Annotated in this window: 25 protein-coding genes; all 25 read right to left on the bottom strand. The window is 71.4% G+C overall.

The window, feature by feature from the left end; all coding sequences use genetic code 11:
• Complete coding sequence (locus ABD284_RS12360; protein WP_344143004.1) at nt 1-624, bottom strand: hypothetical protein; 624 nt, start codon at nt 622-624, stop codon at nt 1-3.
• Nucleotides 625-635: 11 nt separating this feature from the next.
• Nucleotides 636-1,217 carry an FkbM family methyltransferase gene (locus ABD284_RS12355; protein WP_344143002.1) on the bottom strand — a complete coding sequence of 194 codons (582 nt, stop codon included), beginning with the start codon at nt 1,215-1,217 and terminating at the stop codon, nt 636-638.
• Nucleotides 1,214-1,867: a hypothetical protein gene (locus ABD284_RS12350; RefSeq protein WP_344143001.1), complete on the bottom strand. Its 654-nt coding sequence runs from the start codon at nt 1,865-1,867 to the stop codon at nt 1,214-1,216. The genes ABD284_RS12355 and ABD284_RS12350 overlap by 4 nt, the downstream gene beginning before the upstream one ends.
• Complete coding sequence (locus ABD284_RS12345; RefSeq protein ID WP_344143000.1) at nt 1,864-2,799, bottom strand: glycosyltransferase family protein; 936 nt, start codon at nt 2,797-2,799, stop codon at nt 1,864-1,866. Before ABD284_RS12345 ends, ABD284_RS12350 begins: the two co-directional genes overlap by 4 nt.
• Complete coding sequence (locus ABD284_RS12340; RefSeq protein WP_344142999.1) at nt 2,796-3,248, bottom strand: hypothetical protein; 453 nt, start codon at nt 3,246-3,248, stop codon at nt 2,796-2,798. Before ABD284_RS12340 ends, ABD284_RS12345 begins: the two co-directional genes overlap by 4 nt.
• A gap of 27 nt (nt 3,249-3,275) precedes the next feature.
• Complete coding sequence (locus ABD284_RS12335) at nt 3,276-3,848, bottom strand: head-tail connector protein (protein ID WP_344142998.1); 573 nt, start codon at nt 3,846-3,848, stop codon at nt 3,276-3,278.
• A 3-nt stretch (nt 3,849-3,851) separates the two neighbouring features.
• Nucleotides 3,852-4,334, bottom strand: a complete 483-nt coding sequence (locus ABD284_RS12330; RefSeq protein WP_344142997.1) for an Lsr2 family DNA-binding protein — start codon at nt 4,332-4,334, stop codon at nt 3,852-3,854.
• 55 nt (nt 4,335-4,389) lie between these two features.
• The gene (locus ABD284_RS12325; protein WP_344142996.1) at nt 4,390-5,859 is read right to left on the bottom strand and encodes a phage major capsid protein; all 1,470 of its coding nucleotides are present in this window, start codon (nt 5,857-5,859) and stop codon (nt 4,390-4,392) included.
• A gap of 70 nt (nt 5,860-5,929) precedes the next feature.
• Entirely contained in the window at nt 5,930-6,922 is a 993-nt protein-coding gene (locus tag ABD284_RS12320; RefSeq protein WP_344142995.1) for an HK97 family phage prohead protease, read from the bottom strand.
• Entirely contained in the window at nt 6,919-8,334 is a 1,416-nt protein-coding gene (locus tag ABD284_RS12315) for a phage portal protein (RefSeq protein ID WP_344142994.1), read from the bottom strand. The genes ABD284_RS12320 and ABD284_RS12315 overlap by 4 nt, the downstream gene beginning before the upstream one ends.
• The gene (locus ABD284_RS12310) at nt 8,334-9,749 is read right to left on the bottom strand and encodes a hypothetical protein (RefSeq protein ID WP_344142992.1); all 1,416 of its coding nucleotides are present in this window, start codon (nt 9,747-9,749) and stop codon (nt 8,334-8,336) included. Before ABD284_RS12310 ends, ABD284_RS12315 begins: the two co-directional genes overlap by 1 nt.
• Before the next feature lie 22 nt (nt 9,750-9,771).
• The gene (locus ABD284_RS12305) at nt 9,772-10,029 is read right to left on the bottom strand and encodes a hypothetical protein (RefSeq protein ID WP_344142991.1); all 258 of its coding nucleotides are present in this window, start codon (nt 10,027-10,029) and stop codon (nt 9,772-9,774) included.
• A gap of 171 nt (nt 10,030-10,200) precedes the next feature.
• Nucleotides 10,201-10,494: an HNH endonuclease gene (locus ABD284_RS12300; RefSeq protein ID WP_344142990.1), complete on the bottom strand. Its 294-nt coding sequence runs from the start codon at nt 10,492-10,494 to the stop codon at nt 10,201-10,203.
• Nucleotides 10,495-10,503: 9 nt separating this feature from the next.
• The gene (locus tag ABD284_RS12295) at nt 10,504-10,941 is read right to left on the bottom strand and encodes a DUF732 domain-containing protein (protein ID WP_344142989.1); all 438 of its coding nucleotides are present in this window, start codon (nt 10,939-10,941) and stop codon (nt 10,504-10,506) included.
• Nucleotides 10,942-11,090: 149 nt separating this feature from the next.
• Entirely contained in the window at nt 11,091-11,477 is a 387-nt protein-coding gene (locus ABD284_RS12290) for a hypothetical protein (RefSeq protein WP_344142988.1), read from the bottom strand.
• Nucleotides 11,474-12,274, bottom strand: coding sequence for a hypothetical protein (locus tag ABD284_RS12285; protein ID WP_344142987.1), 801 nt, complete (start codon nt 12,272-12,274; stop codon nt 11,474-11,476). The genes ABD284_RS12290 and ABD284_RS12285 overlap by 4 nt, the downstream gene beginning before the upstream one ends.
• Before the next feature lie 238 nt (nt 12,275-12,512).
• Nucleotides 12,513-12,683, bottom strand: a complete 171-nt coding sequence (locus tag ABD284_RS12280) for a hypothetical protein (RefSeq protein WP_344142986.1) — start codon at nt 12,681-12,683, stop codon at nt 12,513-12,515.
• An 80-nt stretch (nt 12,684-12,763) separates the two neighbouring features.
• Complete coding sequence (locus ABD284_RS12275) at nt 12,764-12,964, bottom strand: hypothetical protein (RefSeq protein WP_344142984.1); 201 nt, start codon at nt 12,962-12,964, stop codon at nt 12,764-12,766.
• Nucleotides 12,964-13,185, bottom strand: coding sequence for an FDXHR family putative zinc-binding protein (locus ABD284_RS12270; protein WP_344142983.1), 222 nt, complete (start codon nt 13,183-13,185; stop codon nt 12,964-12,966). Before ABD284_RS12270 ends, ABD284_RS12275 begins: the two co-directional genes overlap by 1 nt.
• Before the next feature lie 198 nt (nt 13,186-13,383).
• A complete protein-coding gene (locus ABD284_RS12265; RefSeq protein ID WP_344142982.1) occupies nt 13,384-13,896 on the bottom strand; it encodes a hypothetical protein in 513 nt (170 codons plus the stop codon).
• Nucleotides 13,889-14,248: a DUF2493 domain-containing protein gene (locus ABD284_RS12260; protein ID WP_344142981.1), complete on the bottom strand. Its 360-nt coding sequence runs from the start codon at nt 14,246-14,248 to the stop codon at nt 13,889-13,891. Before ABD284_RS12260 ends, ABD284_RS12265 begins: the two co-directional genes overlap by 8 nt.
• Nucleotides 14,245-15,129, bottom strand: a complete 885-nt coding sequence (locus ABD284_RS12255) for a DUF433 domain-containing protein (protein WP_344142979.1) — start codon at nt 15,127-15,129, stop codon at nt 14,245-14,247. The genes ABD284_RS12260 and ABD284_RS12255 overlap by 4 nt, the downstream gene beginning before the upstream one ends.
• Complete coding sequence (locus tag ABD284_RS12250; protein WP_344142978.1) at nt 15,122-15,415, bottom strand: hypothetical protein; 294 nt, start codon at nt 15,413-15,415, stop codon at nt 15,122-15,124. Before ABD284_RS12250 ends, ABD284_RS12255 begins: the two co-directional genes overlap by 8 nt.
• Nucleotides 15,408-15,821, bottom strand: coding sequence for a hypothetical protein (locus ABD284_RS12245; protein WP_344142977.1), 414 nt, complete (start codon nt 15,819-15,821; stop codon nt 15,408-15,410). Before ABD284_RS12245 ends, ABD284_RS12250 begins: the two co-directional genes overlap by 8 nt.
• Complete coding sequence (locus tag ABD284_RS12240) at nt 15,814-16,143, bottom strand: hypothetical protein (RefSeq protein WP_344142976.1); 330 nt, start codon at nt 16,141-16,143, stop codon at nt 15,814-15,816. The genes ABD284_RS12245 and ABD284_RS12240 overlap by 8 nt, the downstream gene beginning before the upstream one ends.

Raw genomic sequence — 16,143 nt, 5'->3', positions numbered from 1 at the left:
TCATGTCTCCTCTCGCGGGTAGCCGAACTCCGCGGCCAGCTCCTGGGCCTGCTCGCGCAGGCTGGGGCGGATGTCGCCCCATGCGGGGCGCGGGTGCGGCTGTTTGCGGTCGACCTTGCTGTTGGTCTTGGTCGTGTCGGCGTGGATCGCCTCCAGCGCTCCCGGCGCCGCCCGGGCGGCCACTCCGGCAGCCCGAAGCAGCACTGCGGGGTCGGCCACTAGGTCGCCGAACCGCACCACGTGGGCGGCGTGTGGGCGCGCCACGGTGTTCCACCGCAGCCACAACGCCATAGCCTGATCCGCCCGTGTGGGCTCGCCGAGGATCCGCGGATCCACCGCGGCCAGGACCCGGCTGATGCTGGCCCGCTGCGGGGTGAACCAGCCCAGCTGCAGCATGCTGTGGGCGACGTCGAGCGGGTGGCGCACCAGCAGCACCGTCCGCGCCCGCACCTCGCTCAGCCGCGGCACTGCCAGCCAGGACGCGTCCGCCTCGAAGCCGCGCCACCGCGGCGTGCGCCCGCGGGCGACGCCGAACGTGAACACCTGCTCGTGGCCACAGACCACACCGGCGGCGCGCAGCACATGGGAGGCGTACCGGGTGCCGCACCGGCCCGTGCCGGTCACCACCAGGCGCCTCACCGGGGTCTCGCGAACACCACGTCGAGATTGCGGCCGGCCCGGTCCAGTGGCCACTGCGCCACCGGCACCCAGCCCTGCCTGGCCATGAACCCGACGACCTCCGCATGGGCGGGAGCCCCGCCCTGCTTGCGGCGGACGTAGGTCTCGACCACAACCACCTCCAGCGTGTCCAGTGGGGCGCCCGCCAGCACCTCCAGCTCGACGCCCTGGGCGTCGATCACCGCGACGTTGACCGTGGCATCCACCAGCTCGGCCAGGCGGTGCACCGCGACGTCGACCGTGGCAACGACTCGGCGGCCCGCGACCGGCTCTTGCAGGCTCGACAGCTTGTCGTGGGAGGTCACGTGCAGTAGGCCGGTTCCCGGCTCTGCCGCGCACGCGCCCTCCACCACCTCCACCCCCGGCATCTCGCGCAGGGCGGCGGCCAGGACCGGGTGGGGCTCGACGAGCACGATCCGCGCGAAACCCGCCGCGCGGTAGGCCGGGACCTCTTGGCCTAGGTGCGCGCCGACGTGCACCACGCCGCGCGGAGCAACCCCGTGCCGCCGCAGTAGCGCGGGCAGCGCTTCGACTGTCACTGCGGCCGCCCCACCGCAGGGTGGCGGTCGTAGTCGGAGGGGTAGTCGAAGTCGTCGGTGAGGTCGTCGATGGTCTCGAAGTACTGCGCGCGCACCCGGTGCTGCTCCAACGGCGTGTCCTGCCACGCCCGCAGCAGCATCCACCCCGGCGGCCGCGTGATGGCACCCGAGGCTCGCATGCTGTGCACCAGCCCCAGGTGCTCATCCATTTGGGCGTGGTGGGCGGGCCACCACGACACCGCGAAGATCTCCCCGTGGCCGCACCCCGTCAGGCGACTGCCGCGGCGCCGCCCGAACACCCGGAACATCCGCCGGCGGCAGGTGAGGATCTGAGTGGTGGCGGCGTCGGTGAAGTAGACATCCCCGAGAAGGAGCACGGTGCGGCCCTCGGTCGACCACAGGTCGCGGGTGGCGGCATACTCGCTCGCCATGCCGGGCCCACGTTCGTGCGCGACGGCGCCCGAAGCCGCGGCGGTGTAGCGCTCATCGCCGGGCGGGACGGTCACATGCACGTCGCCGGTGTGGGCGAGCACCTGGTCGACGGTGCGCGCCAGCAGCGGCCGACCGCCGACTGGCGCCAGATGCGACGGCACCCCCAGGTGGTTTCCCCACTTGGACTGGTCGCCCGACGCGGCGACGAGGACCCTCACGCCAGCCCCACCGTCTCGGCGACCTGCCGCATGCGGTGGCGGAACAGGTGCCGCTCCTCCACCAGGGTCAGTGCCGCGTCGGTCATCTCCCGCGCCCGCGCGGGTGAGAGCGCGTCGAGCTGGGCGCCGATCTGGTCGAACCGGCCCCGGGCGTAGGGCAGCAGTACGTCGCCGGTGAATCCGAGCTGCTCCATGCCCTCGGTCCGCGGGTAGGCCAGCAGTCCCCCGCGGCCCAGCGTGCGCGGCAGCCGATCCGACCAGTAGTAGTCGGCCGGCGCCGAATCCCCCACCACCACACCGGTCGCGGCGTAGAGGTCGTTGAGCGTTCGCCCCCACACCTTGCTGCGGTCGCGCGCGCCGATGTGGGCGAACCGCTCCCCCCACCGCCGTCGGCACCACGCCAGCAGGTCGGCGCGGTGGCGCCCGTGGATCGTGGCGACGTTTCCGCCGACGAACACCGCCTCGTAGCCGCGCTTTGCCTGATGGGCGTCGCCGCGGCCGAAGAACCGCGTGCTCGCGGCGGGCGGCAGCCAGTGGTGGTTGACGCCGCGGCCCGCCCAGTCGCGGTCGCCGCCGTCAGCGGTGAACACGTACTGGCACGTCCACCAGTCGTCGTTGCCGATGCGCTGCTCGCGCCGCGACAGCCCCCAGTACAGGTCGAAATGGATCCCGACAGTGACCGACCCGGCATCCTCCATGCGCCGCAGCATCGCGGCGGCGTCCCCGTCGGGTTCGTGCCCGTGGGTGCGCGCCCACACCACCAGGTCCGCGCCCTTGGCGGCCCGCACCAGGTCCTCGACGGAGGCGCCGTGCACCTGCCGGTAGTCCACCTGCCAACCCAGTTCGCGGCCGCCGATGGCGATGTCGTCATGCCAGCAGTCGCCGTCGCCCTGCTTCTGGGGCGCCCCCAGCAGCAGCACCCGCACGGTCACCGCGCCAGCACCTCGACGTGCACGTCAGCGCCGAGGTAGTCGACGTTGCCCCACTGGATGATGCCGTAGTGCACGACACCGGGCACATTGGCGTAGTCGGCGACGTGCTCGTCGTCGAGCTCCAACGCGTCCATGTCGGCCTCGATCGCCTCCTTCAGCGACTTCGCCCCGTCGGAGTCGAGGTAGGCGTCCAGTTCGGCCTGCGACGCCTCGTTGTGCGCCGTGGACACGGCCACTTTGACCAGGAAGTGCATCTTGTGGGCGCCGCGACCGAACGCCTTGTCGTACTCGATCGCCGGGCGGCCGGTGGAGGTCTCACTGCCCAGGCCGGGCAGGATCGCCGCGGCGGGCGGGGTGATGGACCCCGCGACGTACTCGTTGACGCGCAGACCGTCGATCGTCGCCAGGCGAGCGGCCAGTACCTGGCGGACCGCACTCACAGAGGCCACTGTCGTTCTCCTCGGGTCTTGATCAGTTCAGGCGACGGCGACGGCGCGGCGCCGGTACGGCGCGAGCATGCTGGAGATCCGATGGTTCTCCCGGATGCGGATCAGGCCCATCTCGGCGTTGCCCTGCACACCGAAGGGCGCGTCGGACAGTTTCGTGATCTCCATGGCGGTGATCAGCGCCGCCTCGGTCACCGACGCGGGCACCTCCGCCCACCCCCACTGGGCGGTCACCGTCACCGTCGCGCTGGTCGTGTAGTCGCCGCCGGCGTTGCGGATGCGCCAGTAGGGCCACCCCGGTTCGCCGTCGACCATCCCGTTCAGCGGCTCCAGCACATGCACGCTGGAGTCGTAGGCGGTGCCGTCGACCACCAGGTCAGTGGTCGTGTGGAAATCGTCGACCAGCAGCAGGGTCGCGGTGGTCGCGTCGAACTGCCGGCCTGTGGCCGTGGTGGTCTTGTTGAACTGGCGGTTGCAGAACCGGTTCACACCCCGCGACGCCGCCGCCAGGGCGCTGGTCAGCTCTGCGTCGTCGTCGGTGTCGACGATGCTCAGCCGATCCTTGAGGTCCTGCAGGGTGCCGTAGGGGTCGCCGAGCGCCATCGGTCACCACCCGTGGCCGTGCGCCCGCTTGTAGGCGGCCACCACCTCGTCGGGCACTCGGCCGCGGGAGGGAACGTCCATGCCGTTCTCGCGGGCCCACGCCCGCACCTCGCGCGTCGACGGTTCCGGCGCTTCCTCCTCGGAGGCGGGTTCGTCCGCGGCCTCGGCTGACTGCTCCGCCGGTTCTTCGCGTGGCTGCTCGGGCTCCGGCTCGACGGGCGCGCCCGCGGTTACGTCGGCCTCACGCGGCCGGCCCGGGACCGCCGTGGCGTCCTCCATCGTCCGCGCCGGACGCGGCGGGGTCGGCTCCGCCGTGGCGCGGTGCCCCAGTCGGGTCACCGTCAGCTCACGGAACAGGTGCTCGCGGCCGCGCACCACCGGGTCGTCGGCGCGGACCACAGTCTGACCGCGCTTGATGCGGTAGCTGCGCCGCCCCTCGGTGATCACCGCGCTCGTGCGCGCAATCAGCAACTTCGGTTCGCTCATCATGCCTCCAGACAGCGGCCCCGCCCCGTTCACCGGGGCGGGGCCGCGAAGCGGGTTAGCTGGCGGTCGGGTCCACCAGCACCCGGAACGCGTTGCTGACCAGGACTTCGGAGGTGTTGCGCCAGATCGCGACGACCGCGCGCTGACCCGTCCACCGCCGGTTCGAGCTGCCCAGCACGTGCGGCTGCAGCTCCACCGTCATCCCCAGCCGGTCCACGATCAGGAACTGGGAGAAGTCGCCGAACACCAGCACCCGCCCGTCGGCGTCGCCGATGGAGTCCATCGCCGACGCCTCGTAGGCCGGGTAGCCCAGCAGCTCCGAGGGCTGGCCCGAGCCGAGCCGCACCCACAGGTCACCGCCGTCGCTGCCGGTGCTCAGGTCGCGGATCTTGTTGTAGGTGTTCTTGTTGCCGAGGAACCGGCCCCGGGAGCGGAACCGCACCGGGGTCTCCGACTCCAGGTCGTAGAGGTCCTCCACGCTCAGCGTGCCCGCGCTGGCCATCTCCACCTCGGAGCCGGCCGCCAGGGTCTGGGCGATACCGCCAGGGTTGTTGCCCGTGCCGTCGCCGGTGACGAACGAGCTGTCTTCCTCGCGCTCCTTGGCGTCCATCAGCAGCCGCGAGATCTCCGAGCGGAGCTGCGGCCAGTCCTGGTCGACCTCCACGGAGAACTCGACGTTGGCGATGACCCGGGTCGGGGTGACCTCGGGCTGGCCCACTGTGAAGGACTCGTCGCCGGCTTCTGCCGCCTCGTCCGACCGGGACACGGTCACACCCGAGGAGGTGATGCCCTGCCACGTCTTGGAGGTAATCTGCTCCACCCGGGCGATCTGCCGCAGCGGGCTCGTGGAGCCGTCCGACGTCAGGATCACGGTGGGGTCGAGTTGGAACGGGACCGCGAACCCGCCCGCGGAGTCCGGGGACAGCGCCATCTGCCGCTGCTCCTCGGTCGTCCAGGTGTGCGGCCCGTACATGACGGCCTTGCCGAATGCGCGGTCGTAGACGGGGTTTCCGGTGGTCAGGATGCGTTTGGCCAGCCACCCGTCCCGGCCGTCGGTGCGCGCCAGCAGATCCTCGACGTGCTCGGCGGTGGCCTCACGCGACTGGCCGCCCACCATCGGGAACTTCGCGCGCTCCACCGCACGGCGGGCGTTGTCGTGCACCTTCTCGCGGAACTCCTCCTCCGAGGAGGACTCCGCGCGCACCCGCGACAGCTCGTAGATGTCGTTGCCGCGCGACTTGATGAACGACGGCGCCTCCGGGGCGCCCCGCTCCGTCGAACCGGCCGCCGAAGCGGGGTTCGCGGTGATCTGCTGCAGCCGGTCGCGGCGCGCCCGCATCTCCTTCACGGTGGTGGCGTGCTCGTCGCGCTCGGCGTTGAGCCCGTTCCACTCCTCACGCGCCTCCGCCGACATGCGGGTGCCGGTGAACTCAGCGTCCAGCTCGGCGATCCTGCTGTCGATCTCCTTGATGCGCTCTTCGCGCTCCTCCAGGTAACGCGGCTCCTCATCAGGCATCGCGCCCATGGGGTCGCCTCCTTCCAGGCATGCGAAAACCCCGCACACGGGCGGGGTTTCCAGGGTTCGGTCGGCCCCTCTACCAGGGGCGCATCTGATCAGGGGCAGGGAGATACCAGTCAGCGTCGTAGTCCCTGCCTGCGTAGACCGAGTGCGTGCCGGCCGGAGACGCCGCCGCGGGCGCCTGCTCGGTGGGTTGCGGCTCGTCGTCCTTCTTCTCTTCTTCGGGTGGAGCCTCGCGGGCAGGCTGCTCGTCGTGCTCGCCGGCCGACGCGTCATGCGCGCGTGCGTCGGTGGCGGGCGGCGCCGCCGCCTGCTCGGGCTCCTGCTCGGCCGCGTCCGCCATGAGGACGGCGCGGGCGAGAGCCTTGCGGGTGTCCGGTTCGTGGATCGTGGAGAGGTCGATGACGGTGGAGCGCACCCCCACCGACGTCGCCTCGTAGGCCGGCCACACAACAGGGCCGACCTCGGGGACCTTCAGTTCGCGCAACTCGCGCAGGATCAGCTCGTCGTCGGGCACGTCCTCCAGCCAGGACCGCATGAGCGCCTCACGCAGCGCCTCCTCGTCGCGGATCTCCTTGCCGGACGCGTCGAACCACCGCTGGCGGACAACGCCGAAGCGAAACGACATGCCGTCGACCGACCGGGACGCGATCGCGTCGCGGACGGGTTCGATCAGCCAGTTGTCGTGCAGCCGCCCGATCACATGGGCGCCGCCATCAGGCGCCAGCTCCGGGTCGGACTCCTCAGCGATCCGCTGCACCGACGCGATCGGGATCGACCCGATGAGCGGGTGCCGGCCGTGGTCGAACTGGATCCGCGGCGGGTTCTCCCGGAAGCTCTTCTTCATCGCCCCCGGCGCGATGGCCTCGCGGAACCGGCCCTCCCACGAGTCGATGATCGTCTCGCGGTTGAACACCGCGGCGAACCCGTCCAGCGTCAGCCCGTCATCGGCCTCACCGTCGTCGGCCTCACCGTCGTCGGCGGCCGCGCGCAGCGCGAACGGCGCCTGCCGCAGCACGTCATCACGAGGCGGAACCTCGGCGCGCCGCCCCTCCATCAGATCGGTCACTCTTCTGCACCTCCCGGCGCCTGACCGGCCCCGTTGTCCTGGTCACCGTCTGTCGATGTCATGGGCGGCCGCAGTTGCACGCTCGCCAGCGGGCGACCCTTGTCGTCGGTCTGCGGCTCCAACCGGTTCCAATCCCGGTTGATCACCGCGGCGACCGCACTGGCGTGGGTGAACCCGTCCTTGACCAGCGTCACGATCGTGCTGGCTTCCTGCGACTGCACCTGCGCCTGATCCTGGGCGTCCATCGCCAGGAACGGCATCCCGCGGGTCGCGAACCACAGGTTCGGCGGAGCCCCTGTCTGCGAATCGGGCGGCTCCAGGATCATCTGCAGCGACGCCGCCGCGTTCGCCCACAGGTGCTGCAGCGTCCCATCGCCCATGCGGCGGCGGGCTGCGGTGAAGTTGCCCGCGTTCAGCGCCGAGCCTTGGAGGCCTTCGGAGAACCCGACCCACGACGGGGGGACACCGGCCGCGGACGCGATCCGCGATTCGGCTTTGCCCTGGGTCACGGAGAATTCGAGCTGCTGGAAGTCCTTGCCCAGCGGGATCGGGTCAGCGCCGCCGCCCAGGTAGACGGTTTTGTAGGCGTTGGCCGCGCCCTGGTGCTCGGCCTCGAACATCGCCTTGAACTCGCGCACCTGCTCCAGGGTGACGCTGGGATCGAACTTCAGCCCGAGGTTGGGCGTCGCCGCGTTGCGCAGAAACGCCCGCTTGTGGTCGGTCTGCAGGTTGTCGCCGAGCACATCCCGAATCACCGGGGTGATCCACGACATGCCCACGAACACCCCGTCGGGGTCCGGGTACGGCGCGAAATGCGCCACCTCATCCGGCGCCAGCATCACCGCGCGCTCGCCTCGGCCGCCCCGAGGGAGGTAGGCATAGCCCAGTAGTTCAACGTCGGCGGCCTCGGCCGGGTGGTCGGCGTCCTCGTTGGAGCCCAGAACGATCGTCATCCAGTCCGGACGCAACCGCACCAGCCGATCCGCCGAAACCCGTCCACCCGAGCGGCGGCGGATACGGCGGATGTAGGCGTTGCCCGCACCCGTCACGTCCAACTCCATGCGCGCCAGCAGGTCCGCGGTGGTGCCGCCCGGCCACGGCCGCTCCAGCACCCCCAGCTCCGGCGACCCGAACAGGTCACCGGGCTCGCCGCGCTCGAAGCGGGTCCACTGGAACCGGGCCTGGGAGAACACCTGCATCCGCGCCAGCGTCAGCGCGAACACCGGCCCGTTCGACTTGACCAGCCCGTTGAGGGTGGAGCCGACCTGCTCCTCCTCCAGCGTTCCCATCGTCGTGCGCAGCAGCCCCGCCTCCTGGGCGGCCAGCACCGCATCCACCCAGTCCTGCGTCGACCCGCGCGACTCCTGTCGGGCCGCCTGCTCGCGGCCCAGCAGCCGCTGCCACCACCCCATCAGTCACCCACCAGAGCGAACGGCGTCGGCGCCGCGGGTTTGGTCCCGAACTTGCGGTAGGCCCACAGCGCCTGCGACGCGGCCACCAGCGGACTGATGTCCGAGGACACCGTGTCGCGGCCCCACACGAACGCGCCGTCGCGGCCCACCGGGTGCTGCGTGGCCGACGCCACCGCACCCGTCAACGACCCCTGACCCAGGTGGCGCACCGACGACCGCCACGACGCCGGCGCCGAGGTCGGCGGGACGCACCCGTCGATGAACCCGCCCGCCGCCGCCGCCCGCTCATTCAGGGACGCCTTTATGACTGTGATGTCCTTTGCCTCCAGGTCCGGGATCAGCGCCGCCGCGGGGCCGAAGTTCCCGATCGCGACCGCCGCCGGTTTCCACTTGCTCACGAGTTCCTCCAGCCGCGGCGCCATCCACGTCACCCCCGGCCGGTGCTCGACGATCTCGACATGGAACAGCCCGTCCGGGCGGCGGCCCGCCGCGGCGATCGCGCCCATGGACCGCTCCGGCGTCACATCGGCAGCGAACGCCACCGGGTTGCGCGGCTGTGACAGCGCATCTTCCAGGGCGGTCCACGCGTCCTCGCCGATGGCCTGCCACCCGTTGCCCTCCACCGGGTAGTTCCCGACGCTGAGCACCTCGCGGTCGAACCCCTGCGGCGACATCGACCGAAGGAACCCTTCGATCTTCTCCGTGCCCAGCCGGATCCCCAGCCCGGGGTTGGTCTTGGCCCACACCTGCGGGTCCTCGCGGTCGTCGTGCTCGGCGCACTCCGGCGGGCACCACGCCCGGTGCGTGTCGGCCGACCACTCGAAGAACGCCAGCCGGTCGCCCACCGGGTCACCGTCGATCGCGCGGCGGCGCACCCGGGCGATCACCTCGCACGGCGCCAGGTCCTTGTCCGGCGCGCTCGTGGTGTAGAGGATCTGCGGGTTCGGCCGCGCGCTGATCGTCGGCAGCAGCGCCGACATGTGGTCATCGCTCAGGTTGTAGGCCTCATCCAGGATGATCCGATCCGCCGTCAGGCCGCGCCCGCCGCCGCCCGTGCGGGTCGTGAACCGGATCCGGCGCCGGTCCTTGAGCTCGATGCCCTCTTCGCCCTTGGACAGCGACACCTGCCGCACCCGGGCCTTCAGCTTCGGGTTGCGCTCGATCAGGTTCGTCAGCCGCCGGAACGCGTCCTTGGCGGTGCGGAACTCGTGCGCGCTGTGGATGATCAGCTCCTCCTCCCACAGGAAGAGGCCGGCCAACTCCAACGCTTCGAGGATGCTGCCCTTGCCGTTCTGCCGGGCCACGATCAGCCCGATCTCGAATGACGCCCACTGCCCGTCGGCCCGCTCCCCCAGCGCCTCGTTCAGCACCAGCTTCTGCCACGGGTCCAGCACCAGGCCGCAGGAGGCCGCCAAATCGATCGCGTCCTGCCCAGCGCTACTCGGCGCCGGCGGCGCCACCCTGATCCGCGGCACCTGCACGCCGCGCAGCCCGGCGGGCGGAGAGATCGTCGACAACGTCGCCCTCCTCGCCGGTATTCAGTGCATCAAGCTCCGCGAGCACCTGCCGCAACTGGGTCGCCAGCGGCGCCGCCTCCCGGTCGGAGGCCGCGGGAATCCGCGCCGCGAGCTCGTCGCGCAGCGCCTGGAGTGCGCGGCGGCGATCGCCCGAGACGACCTCCTCGGAGAAGCCCACCAGGCCCACCCCCTCGGGGATTTCACGCCAGAGAGAAAAACGGTCAGGAGGCGGCGGGGTCAACCGGCGCCACAAAACCGCAGGTCAGAGCCCCCCCGTGTGGGGGTGGGGGTGGGGGGTGGGTGGTATCGCCGCAGGTCACCGGGCTTCCCCCTCCTGGCCGTGCTGGGACTACCAGGCTCGGCTGGTGGCCTGCTTGGGCCAGGTGACGTCGGCGCGGTTGCCGCGGATCGAGTTGCAGCGCCGGTGCGCTTCGCGGTGGTTGCTCGGGTCGAGCGGGTCACCACCGCGGCTGAGCGGCGTCGCGTGGTCGAGCGTCCATGACATCGGATGGCGAACGTCGAGGCTCAGATCGATCGGCTTGCCACACGACCAGCACACGTTGGAGCCTTCGCGCTTGAGTCGGGCCTTGGCGCGCGCGAGCGGGCGGCCGCTGCGTCCTCGCCTGTAGTCCAGCGGCTGCACGCGCTCACCTCACTGGCACAGGTAGGTCTGGGCGTGGCCCACGATCTGGGGTGCGATGGCGGACACGGCGTGGCTGGTGCCCTTGAGGGACTTCACGACGTCGGTCGGCGCCATGCCGTTGGCGAGGTCGTCGCACACGCCGTAGCCGAGGTTGAGCACCTTTTCGTCCCCGTACCCGTGGATGCCGGACCCGTTGGCCCGGGCGTCCCGGTACACCGCCTCCAGGTAGGCGCCCTCCCGGGGTGCCCCGTTGGTGGGGGTGCCCTCGGCTTGGGGGGCGGGGGCGTTGTGGGTGGCCCGGGGGGTGGGGTCGGGTTGGGGCTCCCCCTGTGGGTCGGGGGTGATGCCGGCGGCTTGCATGGCGCCTCCGACGAGTCCGAGCGCAAGGACGATACCTGCGCCGATGACCCACTTCTTCCAGGCGGGCATCGTGTGGGGGGTGTCCATGAAGCGACGGTACCGGGGCCGGGTGGCGCGTGGCATGCGTAAGGCCCGGGAGCGAGTGCTCACCGGGCCTTTGCGACAGAAGCTCTATTGAAGCTGATCTAAGCGTTGCACACCGGGCACCTCACGCGCAACTACAACACCAGGCGTGGCTAGTCAACCCCGTCATCGAGGGGTTCACGTCCGGGCATGCCGCAGTCGCATCGTGGCCCGTCGCGTCCAGCGATGCTGGGGCAGTCGGGGGCGTGGATGCATCCGGGGGCGTGACGCCCGTCGCGGCACCCGTCTTGGTGTCCGGAGCGCATAAGGGTGTCGATGAGTTCGCCGCCGGGGCCGCGAATGGCGAGCGTCTCGTCGTAGTCGGCAGTTGCCGTCTGATCTCTTGTGGAGTGACAGGGGCACCCGCACTGAAAGAAGACCATATTGCCGGGGCACATGTCGTGCCCGTCGACGGTCTTCTCGTAGCAGGCGTCGTAGCAGTACGGGCCGATGCCGCCCTGCTCGGGGAGGTCGTTCAGGGTGTAGATCTTCTCGGTCATGATGCGATCTGTCCTTCGGGTGCGAGCAGGTTGAGTGCATCTCCTAGCCGGTAGAGCGGATGCTTGCGCTCGTTGTGCCCGTGCGCTTCCAAACGTCCGCGTGAGGCCCACGACCGGACGGTGCCGGGTGAGACGAGTGCGGAGGGCCGTGAGGTGGCGCGGGCGATCTCGGCTGCGGTCATGAGGGTGTCTTCGGCCGCGTTGCGCATCCATTCGCGCTGCTCGGCAACACCCCACTGGGCGCCGCACTCTCGGCACGTCCCGAGCGGCGATCCGGTGCGGGCGTAGACGGCGGCACCGCATTCGCACGGCCCGACGTACACGGACACCGCGGGGATGTCCACGGCGCGCCGCGCCTGCTGCACGGCGTGCGTGATCTCGTCGATGCACTCGGGCCCGTAGTCGCGGCCGCGCAGCCACCCGCACAGGGGCAGGAGCCAGCCGGCCATGGCCGGGAGCGCGTCGACGGGCAGCGGCTTCGGCTGGTCTTCGTGGACGACGCGGACCCACGTCGCCAGGGTGTTCCGCAGCACGCCGGCGGCCTCACTGGCGCGGACGTCGATGGGCAGCGGCACCTCGGACGCTTTGGTGCGGGCGCCGTCGCGTTCCGGCTTGGTGCCCTGTTTGGCGAGGGCGGTGTCGAGGTCGTCGGCGAGCCCGTGCGGCAGGTCCTCCCCGGTGATCTCGCGCAGCGCGTCGCGCAGGGTTTCGGCGCATGTGGTGCAGGCGTATGCGTCGTCGCCTGATGGGCGTCCGCAGAGGTGGCAGGGTGTGCCGGTGGTGTTGTTGCTGCTCAAAGCGCCCCCCAAGATCGGCCTGGACCGTTTATACTGGTCGGCGCCTACTGCTTCCGCCTTTCAGCAGGTGAGTGGGGGGTTATTCGGGTGGGGCCTGCGCTGGGGGGCGCGGGCCCCGTTTTTGTCTGCGGGCCGGTTTACGCTGATCGTGTCCCCGTTCGGGGGCATCAGGTTTGCGGGGCCAGACACGGGGGCCGTCCGGGTTGGACCGGGCGGCCCCTTTCGCGTGCCCGGGGGTCTACTCGGTGTCGGGGCTCAGGTCGGCGGTCCAGGCGGCGCGGCATCCTTCGCAGGTGAACCGGTAGATGGCTTTGCCCCACACGGGTTGCTTGGCGGGGGTGACGCGGAGGTTGCCGCAGTGGTGTCGGCGGGCTTCGTTGGTGACGGCTTCGCGTTCGGCGTTGTCCATCGCGGTTCCTTTCGTCGGGCGCCGTGTGGCGCTGGGGGGTTGTGTGTCCCGGAGGGCTGTTCGTGCGGGCCCCGTTGGGGTTAAGCGTCCGCGGTGTCGGGGCGTGCGGCGCGGAGCGCTTGCTTGGCGCTGGCGAGTGTTGTCTCGTGGTCGCGGTCGGCGGCGAAGTTGGGGTTGACGAGCCGGAGCGTGGCCCCGCTGCTGGTGGCGGTGATGAGCGCGTCGATCTGCTCGCGGGTGAGGTGGACGGCGGTTGTGTCGATGCTGGGCTGGCTGGTCATCACGCGGCCTCCTCGGTTCGTGCGGGCAGGTCGGTGCGGCGGGACAGTCCCCACACGGGGCGGCCCTGGTGCTCGCGCAGCATCACCATGCCGAGCTGTTCGGGGTCGGCGCAGGTGCCGCGGGGCTGGTGCTTGTCGAACGCGCTGGGGCTGTTGAAGACGTGCCAGCAGGCGGCGCAGACGCACCCGGACTGTCCGGGCGGTGTGGGCCTGTGGTTCATGAATGCCTCCGTTTGGTGTGACCGTGGAAAAATGCGGGCCTTTCGGGGTGTGCCGGGTGTCCCTGGGTGGGGCGCGGCTGTTGTGGCTCCTGTGTCGCGCCGCGGCGCCGCCCTGGGTCATGGGGCGGCCCGTGTCAGCGCGGGTCGGGTGTGCCCGCCCCGGAGCGGATCCGGCCGGGCCAGAAGCTCGGGGTCACGTCACCTCCCCCGCTCGCCGACGGGGATGGACGCCAGTTCCCGCGCCCGGTCGAGGTACTCATCGGTCGCCCCGAACGAGCGGCTGCGTCGGCAATAGCGGCACCGCCCGTGGTCGCCGTTTTCCAGATCCGGGAGCAGGCACAGGCACGTCCGGTGGGCCCGGCGGATGGCGATGCAGTCGCCGTGGAAGTGCTCCCGCTCGCCCTGCCACCACGGGGTCCGCCGGGGCTCCATGTTCACGTGGCTGACCGGGTCGGCCTTGGTGGAGCGCCCGCGGCACCAGGCGCACCGGGTGAGCAGCCGCCGGCGGAGCTCGCGCAGGGCGGGCACGACGATGCGCCAGTGGTGGACGTGCCACCGCCACCGGGGACCGCAGACGGTGAGGCTGTCGTGGCCACCGGGCTCGTGGTGCCAGACGTCGACCATGGTCGGCCAGTATCGGCGGCCCGCGGTGCCGCGGCGTTCGGGCCAGGGGCGTTTGATCTCGAAGGCGAGGGTTTCGGGGTCATGCATGCGGGGTCTCCTCTCGGGGCGGGACGCGGCGCACGGGGATCCTCGCGGCCTCAGCGCGCGCCACCATGTCCGCGGTGCCGCGCCCGCCCGGGAACGCCAGGCACAGGTCCGCGCCCATGTCGGCCATGCCCTGGTTGCGGATGAGCCCGGCGGCGCGGCCGTGACGCTCCCAGTCCGCAGGGTGGGGCTCGACCTCCCAGTCGAGGCCGCGGGCGACGGAGTGCGCGAGCCGGTCTGCCCCTGGCGCGCCGCCGTGCACGATGGTGTGCGGCCCGGGTAGGTGCCCGCGGAGGGCGCGCTCGACGGTGCCGGCGTCGCCGTAGCCGCGCCCGCCGGTGACGATGATCCTCACTGGCCCTCCTCCCGCGCGGCCCGGCGGACGGCCAGCACCCCGTCGGCGAGGTCGTCGGCCGACATCCCGAGCATCTGCGGGTCGGTCTCGCCGCGGGCCGCGTCGAGCACGAGGTTGAGCGGGTGTGCCGCCGTGTTCATGGGTTCGGGCCAGGTGACGGCGGCCGCCCGCCAGTGCTCGGCGACCGCCTGGGTCCGCTGCAGGCTGTCGAGGGCGTCTCGGTGCTCGGTTCGGGCTTCGGCGAGAGCGGTGTCGAGCCGATCCAGTTCCGCCTTGAGCTCCGCCCGGTCGTTCTCCCACGCGGCCACGATCCGTTCGGGGTCGCCTCCCCAGTGCGCGTCGACCTCGGTGCGCGGGTCCGTCTCGGTGGCAGGGCGGGCGCGCCGGTCGACGAACCGGTCCGCGAACGCCTGCGCGGCGCGCGCCCCTTCGGCGGTGACGGACGGGTATTCCTCGCTGATCTCCTCGGCGTCCACGTCGACCATCAGGGACACCACCTGATCGACGGCCGCCCGTGTCCCGCCGACGCACGGGGTGCCGCCTCGGATGCCGGGGTGGACCCACACCGCGGCGGAGAGGTCCCGTTCGAGGTTGCGCAGCCGCTGCAGTTCGGCGGTGTCGGCGAGGTGCGGGGCGACCGCCTGCATGACGGCGTGGGTCTGTTCTTCGGTGAGCCAGTCCGTGTCGGGCGCCCGGCGGACCCGGTCGGCCAGGTCGCCCTCGGCGGCTTCCCGGCGGGAGTTGACCGCGGCCACGATCTCCGCGGCCAGGTCCGCGCTGTCGACCGACCCGATGAACGTGTCGCTGTCGGACGGGGCGTCGCCGCGCTGGATGTAGAGGGTGCGCAGAACCTTGCGGCCCTGGCGGAGTCGGTCACTCATCGGTGCTCCCGTCGATCGTCCGGATGGTCGGGCAGGGGTAGGGCACTCGGCAGTGGTCGCAGAACGCGTCCTCGCTGTCGTCGTCGCTGGCGTGCAGCTCCCGGACGCGGGCGAGCGCGGCGTGGGCGTCCATGGCCGCGTGTTGGTCGCGGTCGATCTGGTCCCACATGGACGCGATCTCGGGGCCGACGACGCCCATCACCGCGTCGGTCCAGTCCGCGTTGGGGTCCGGGTGCATGGCGGCGGAAGCGAGCGCGTCGGCGATGCGTCCACGCAGGTCACTCATGCTGGCCTCCCAGTGCCTTCGGGAAGCGGTAGCCCAGCGCGGTCATGTCGGCGCTCACCTGCCGCCACGACTCGAACCGCACCGCCCGGTCGTCGATGTAGGCCACGGCGGGCAGCTTGCGGCGGGTCACCAGCAGCAGCCCTCGCGTGTTCCAGAACTTGCGCCAGGGCGGCAGCCAGGTGACGCATTCGATGTGGTGGCCGGACTGCTGGTCGATCCACCGGGCGACCTGCCGCGGCGAGCGGGTGGTGTGGACCATGACGGCGTAGGGGCTACTGTCGAGCAGCCACAGCAGCGTCTCCATGGCGCCGGACTTGAAGTCGCCGTAGATACTGCCGTCGTGCCAGCCCTTGTCGTAGTCGTGGATGACTCCGTCGAAGTCGACGGCGATGGTCGCGTCACTCATGGGTGGTTCCTTCCTTCAGCAGGGCGCGGGCGAGGGCTTCTGCGGGCGCGTCTACGTAGTCGCGCTCGTCGGCCTCCATCGCGTCGGCGTGCTGCTCCAGCCAGTCGGCGACCGCGCGGGCCACCGCCGGGTGCCACAGGCCCATATGGGCGCCGGTCTGATCGACGGTTCCGGTGCCGTCGCCGATGCCGCCGGGCCAGTCGCGGACATAGGCGATGGGGTCGCCGTCGGCGGCGACGAGGCAGTTGGTGCCCTCCGGGCCGGGGATGATGGTGATATCCCACGGGCCGCGGGGTGCGGCGTCGGCGGTTTCGCGCGCCAC

The organism is Streptomonospora arabica (genome assembly GCF_039531585.1).
In the GTDB taxonomy this organism is placed as follows: Bacteria; Actinomycetota; Actinomycetes; order Streptosporangiales; family Streptosporangiaceae; genus Streptomonospora; species Streptomonospora halophila.
The sequence above is the reverse complement of the archived record's forward strand: the minus strand, read 5'-3'. Positions and strand labels throughout refer to the sequence as shown.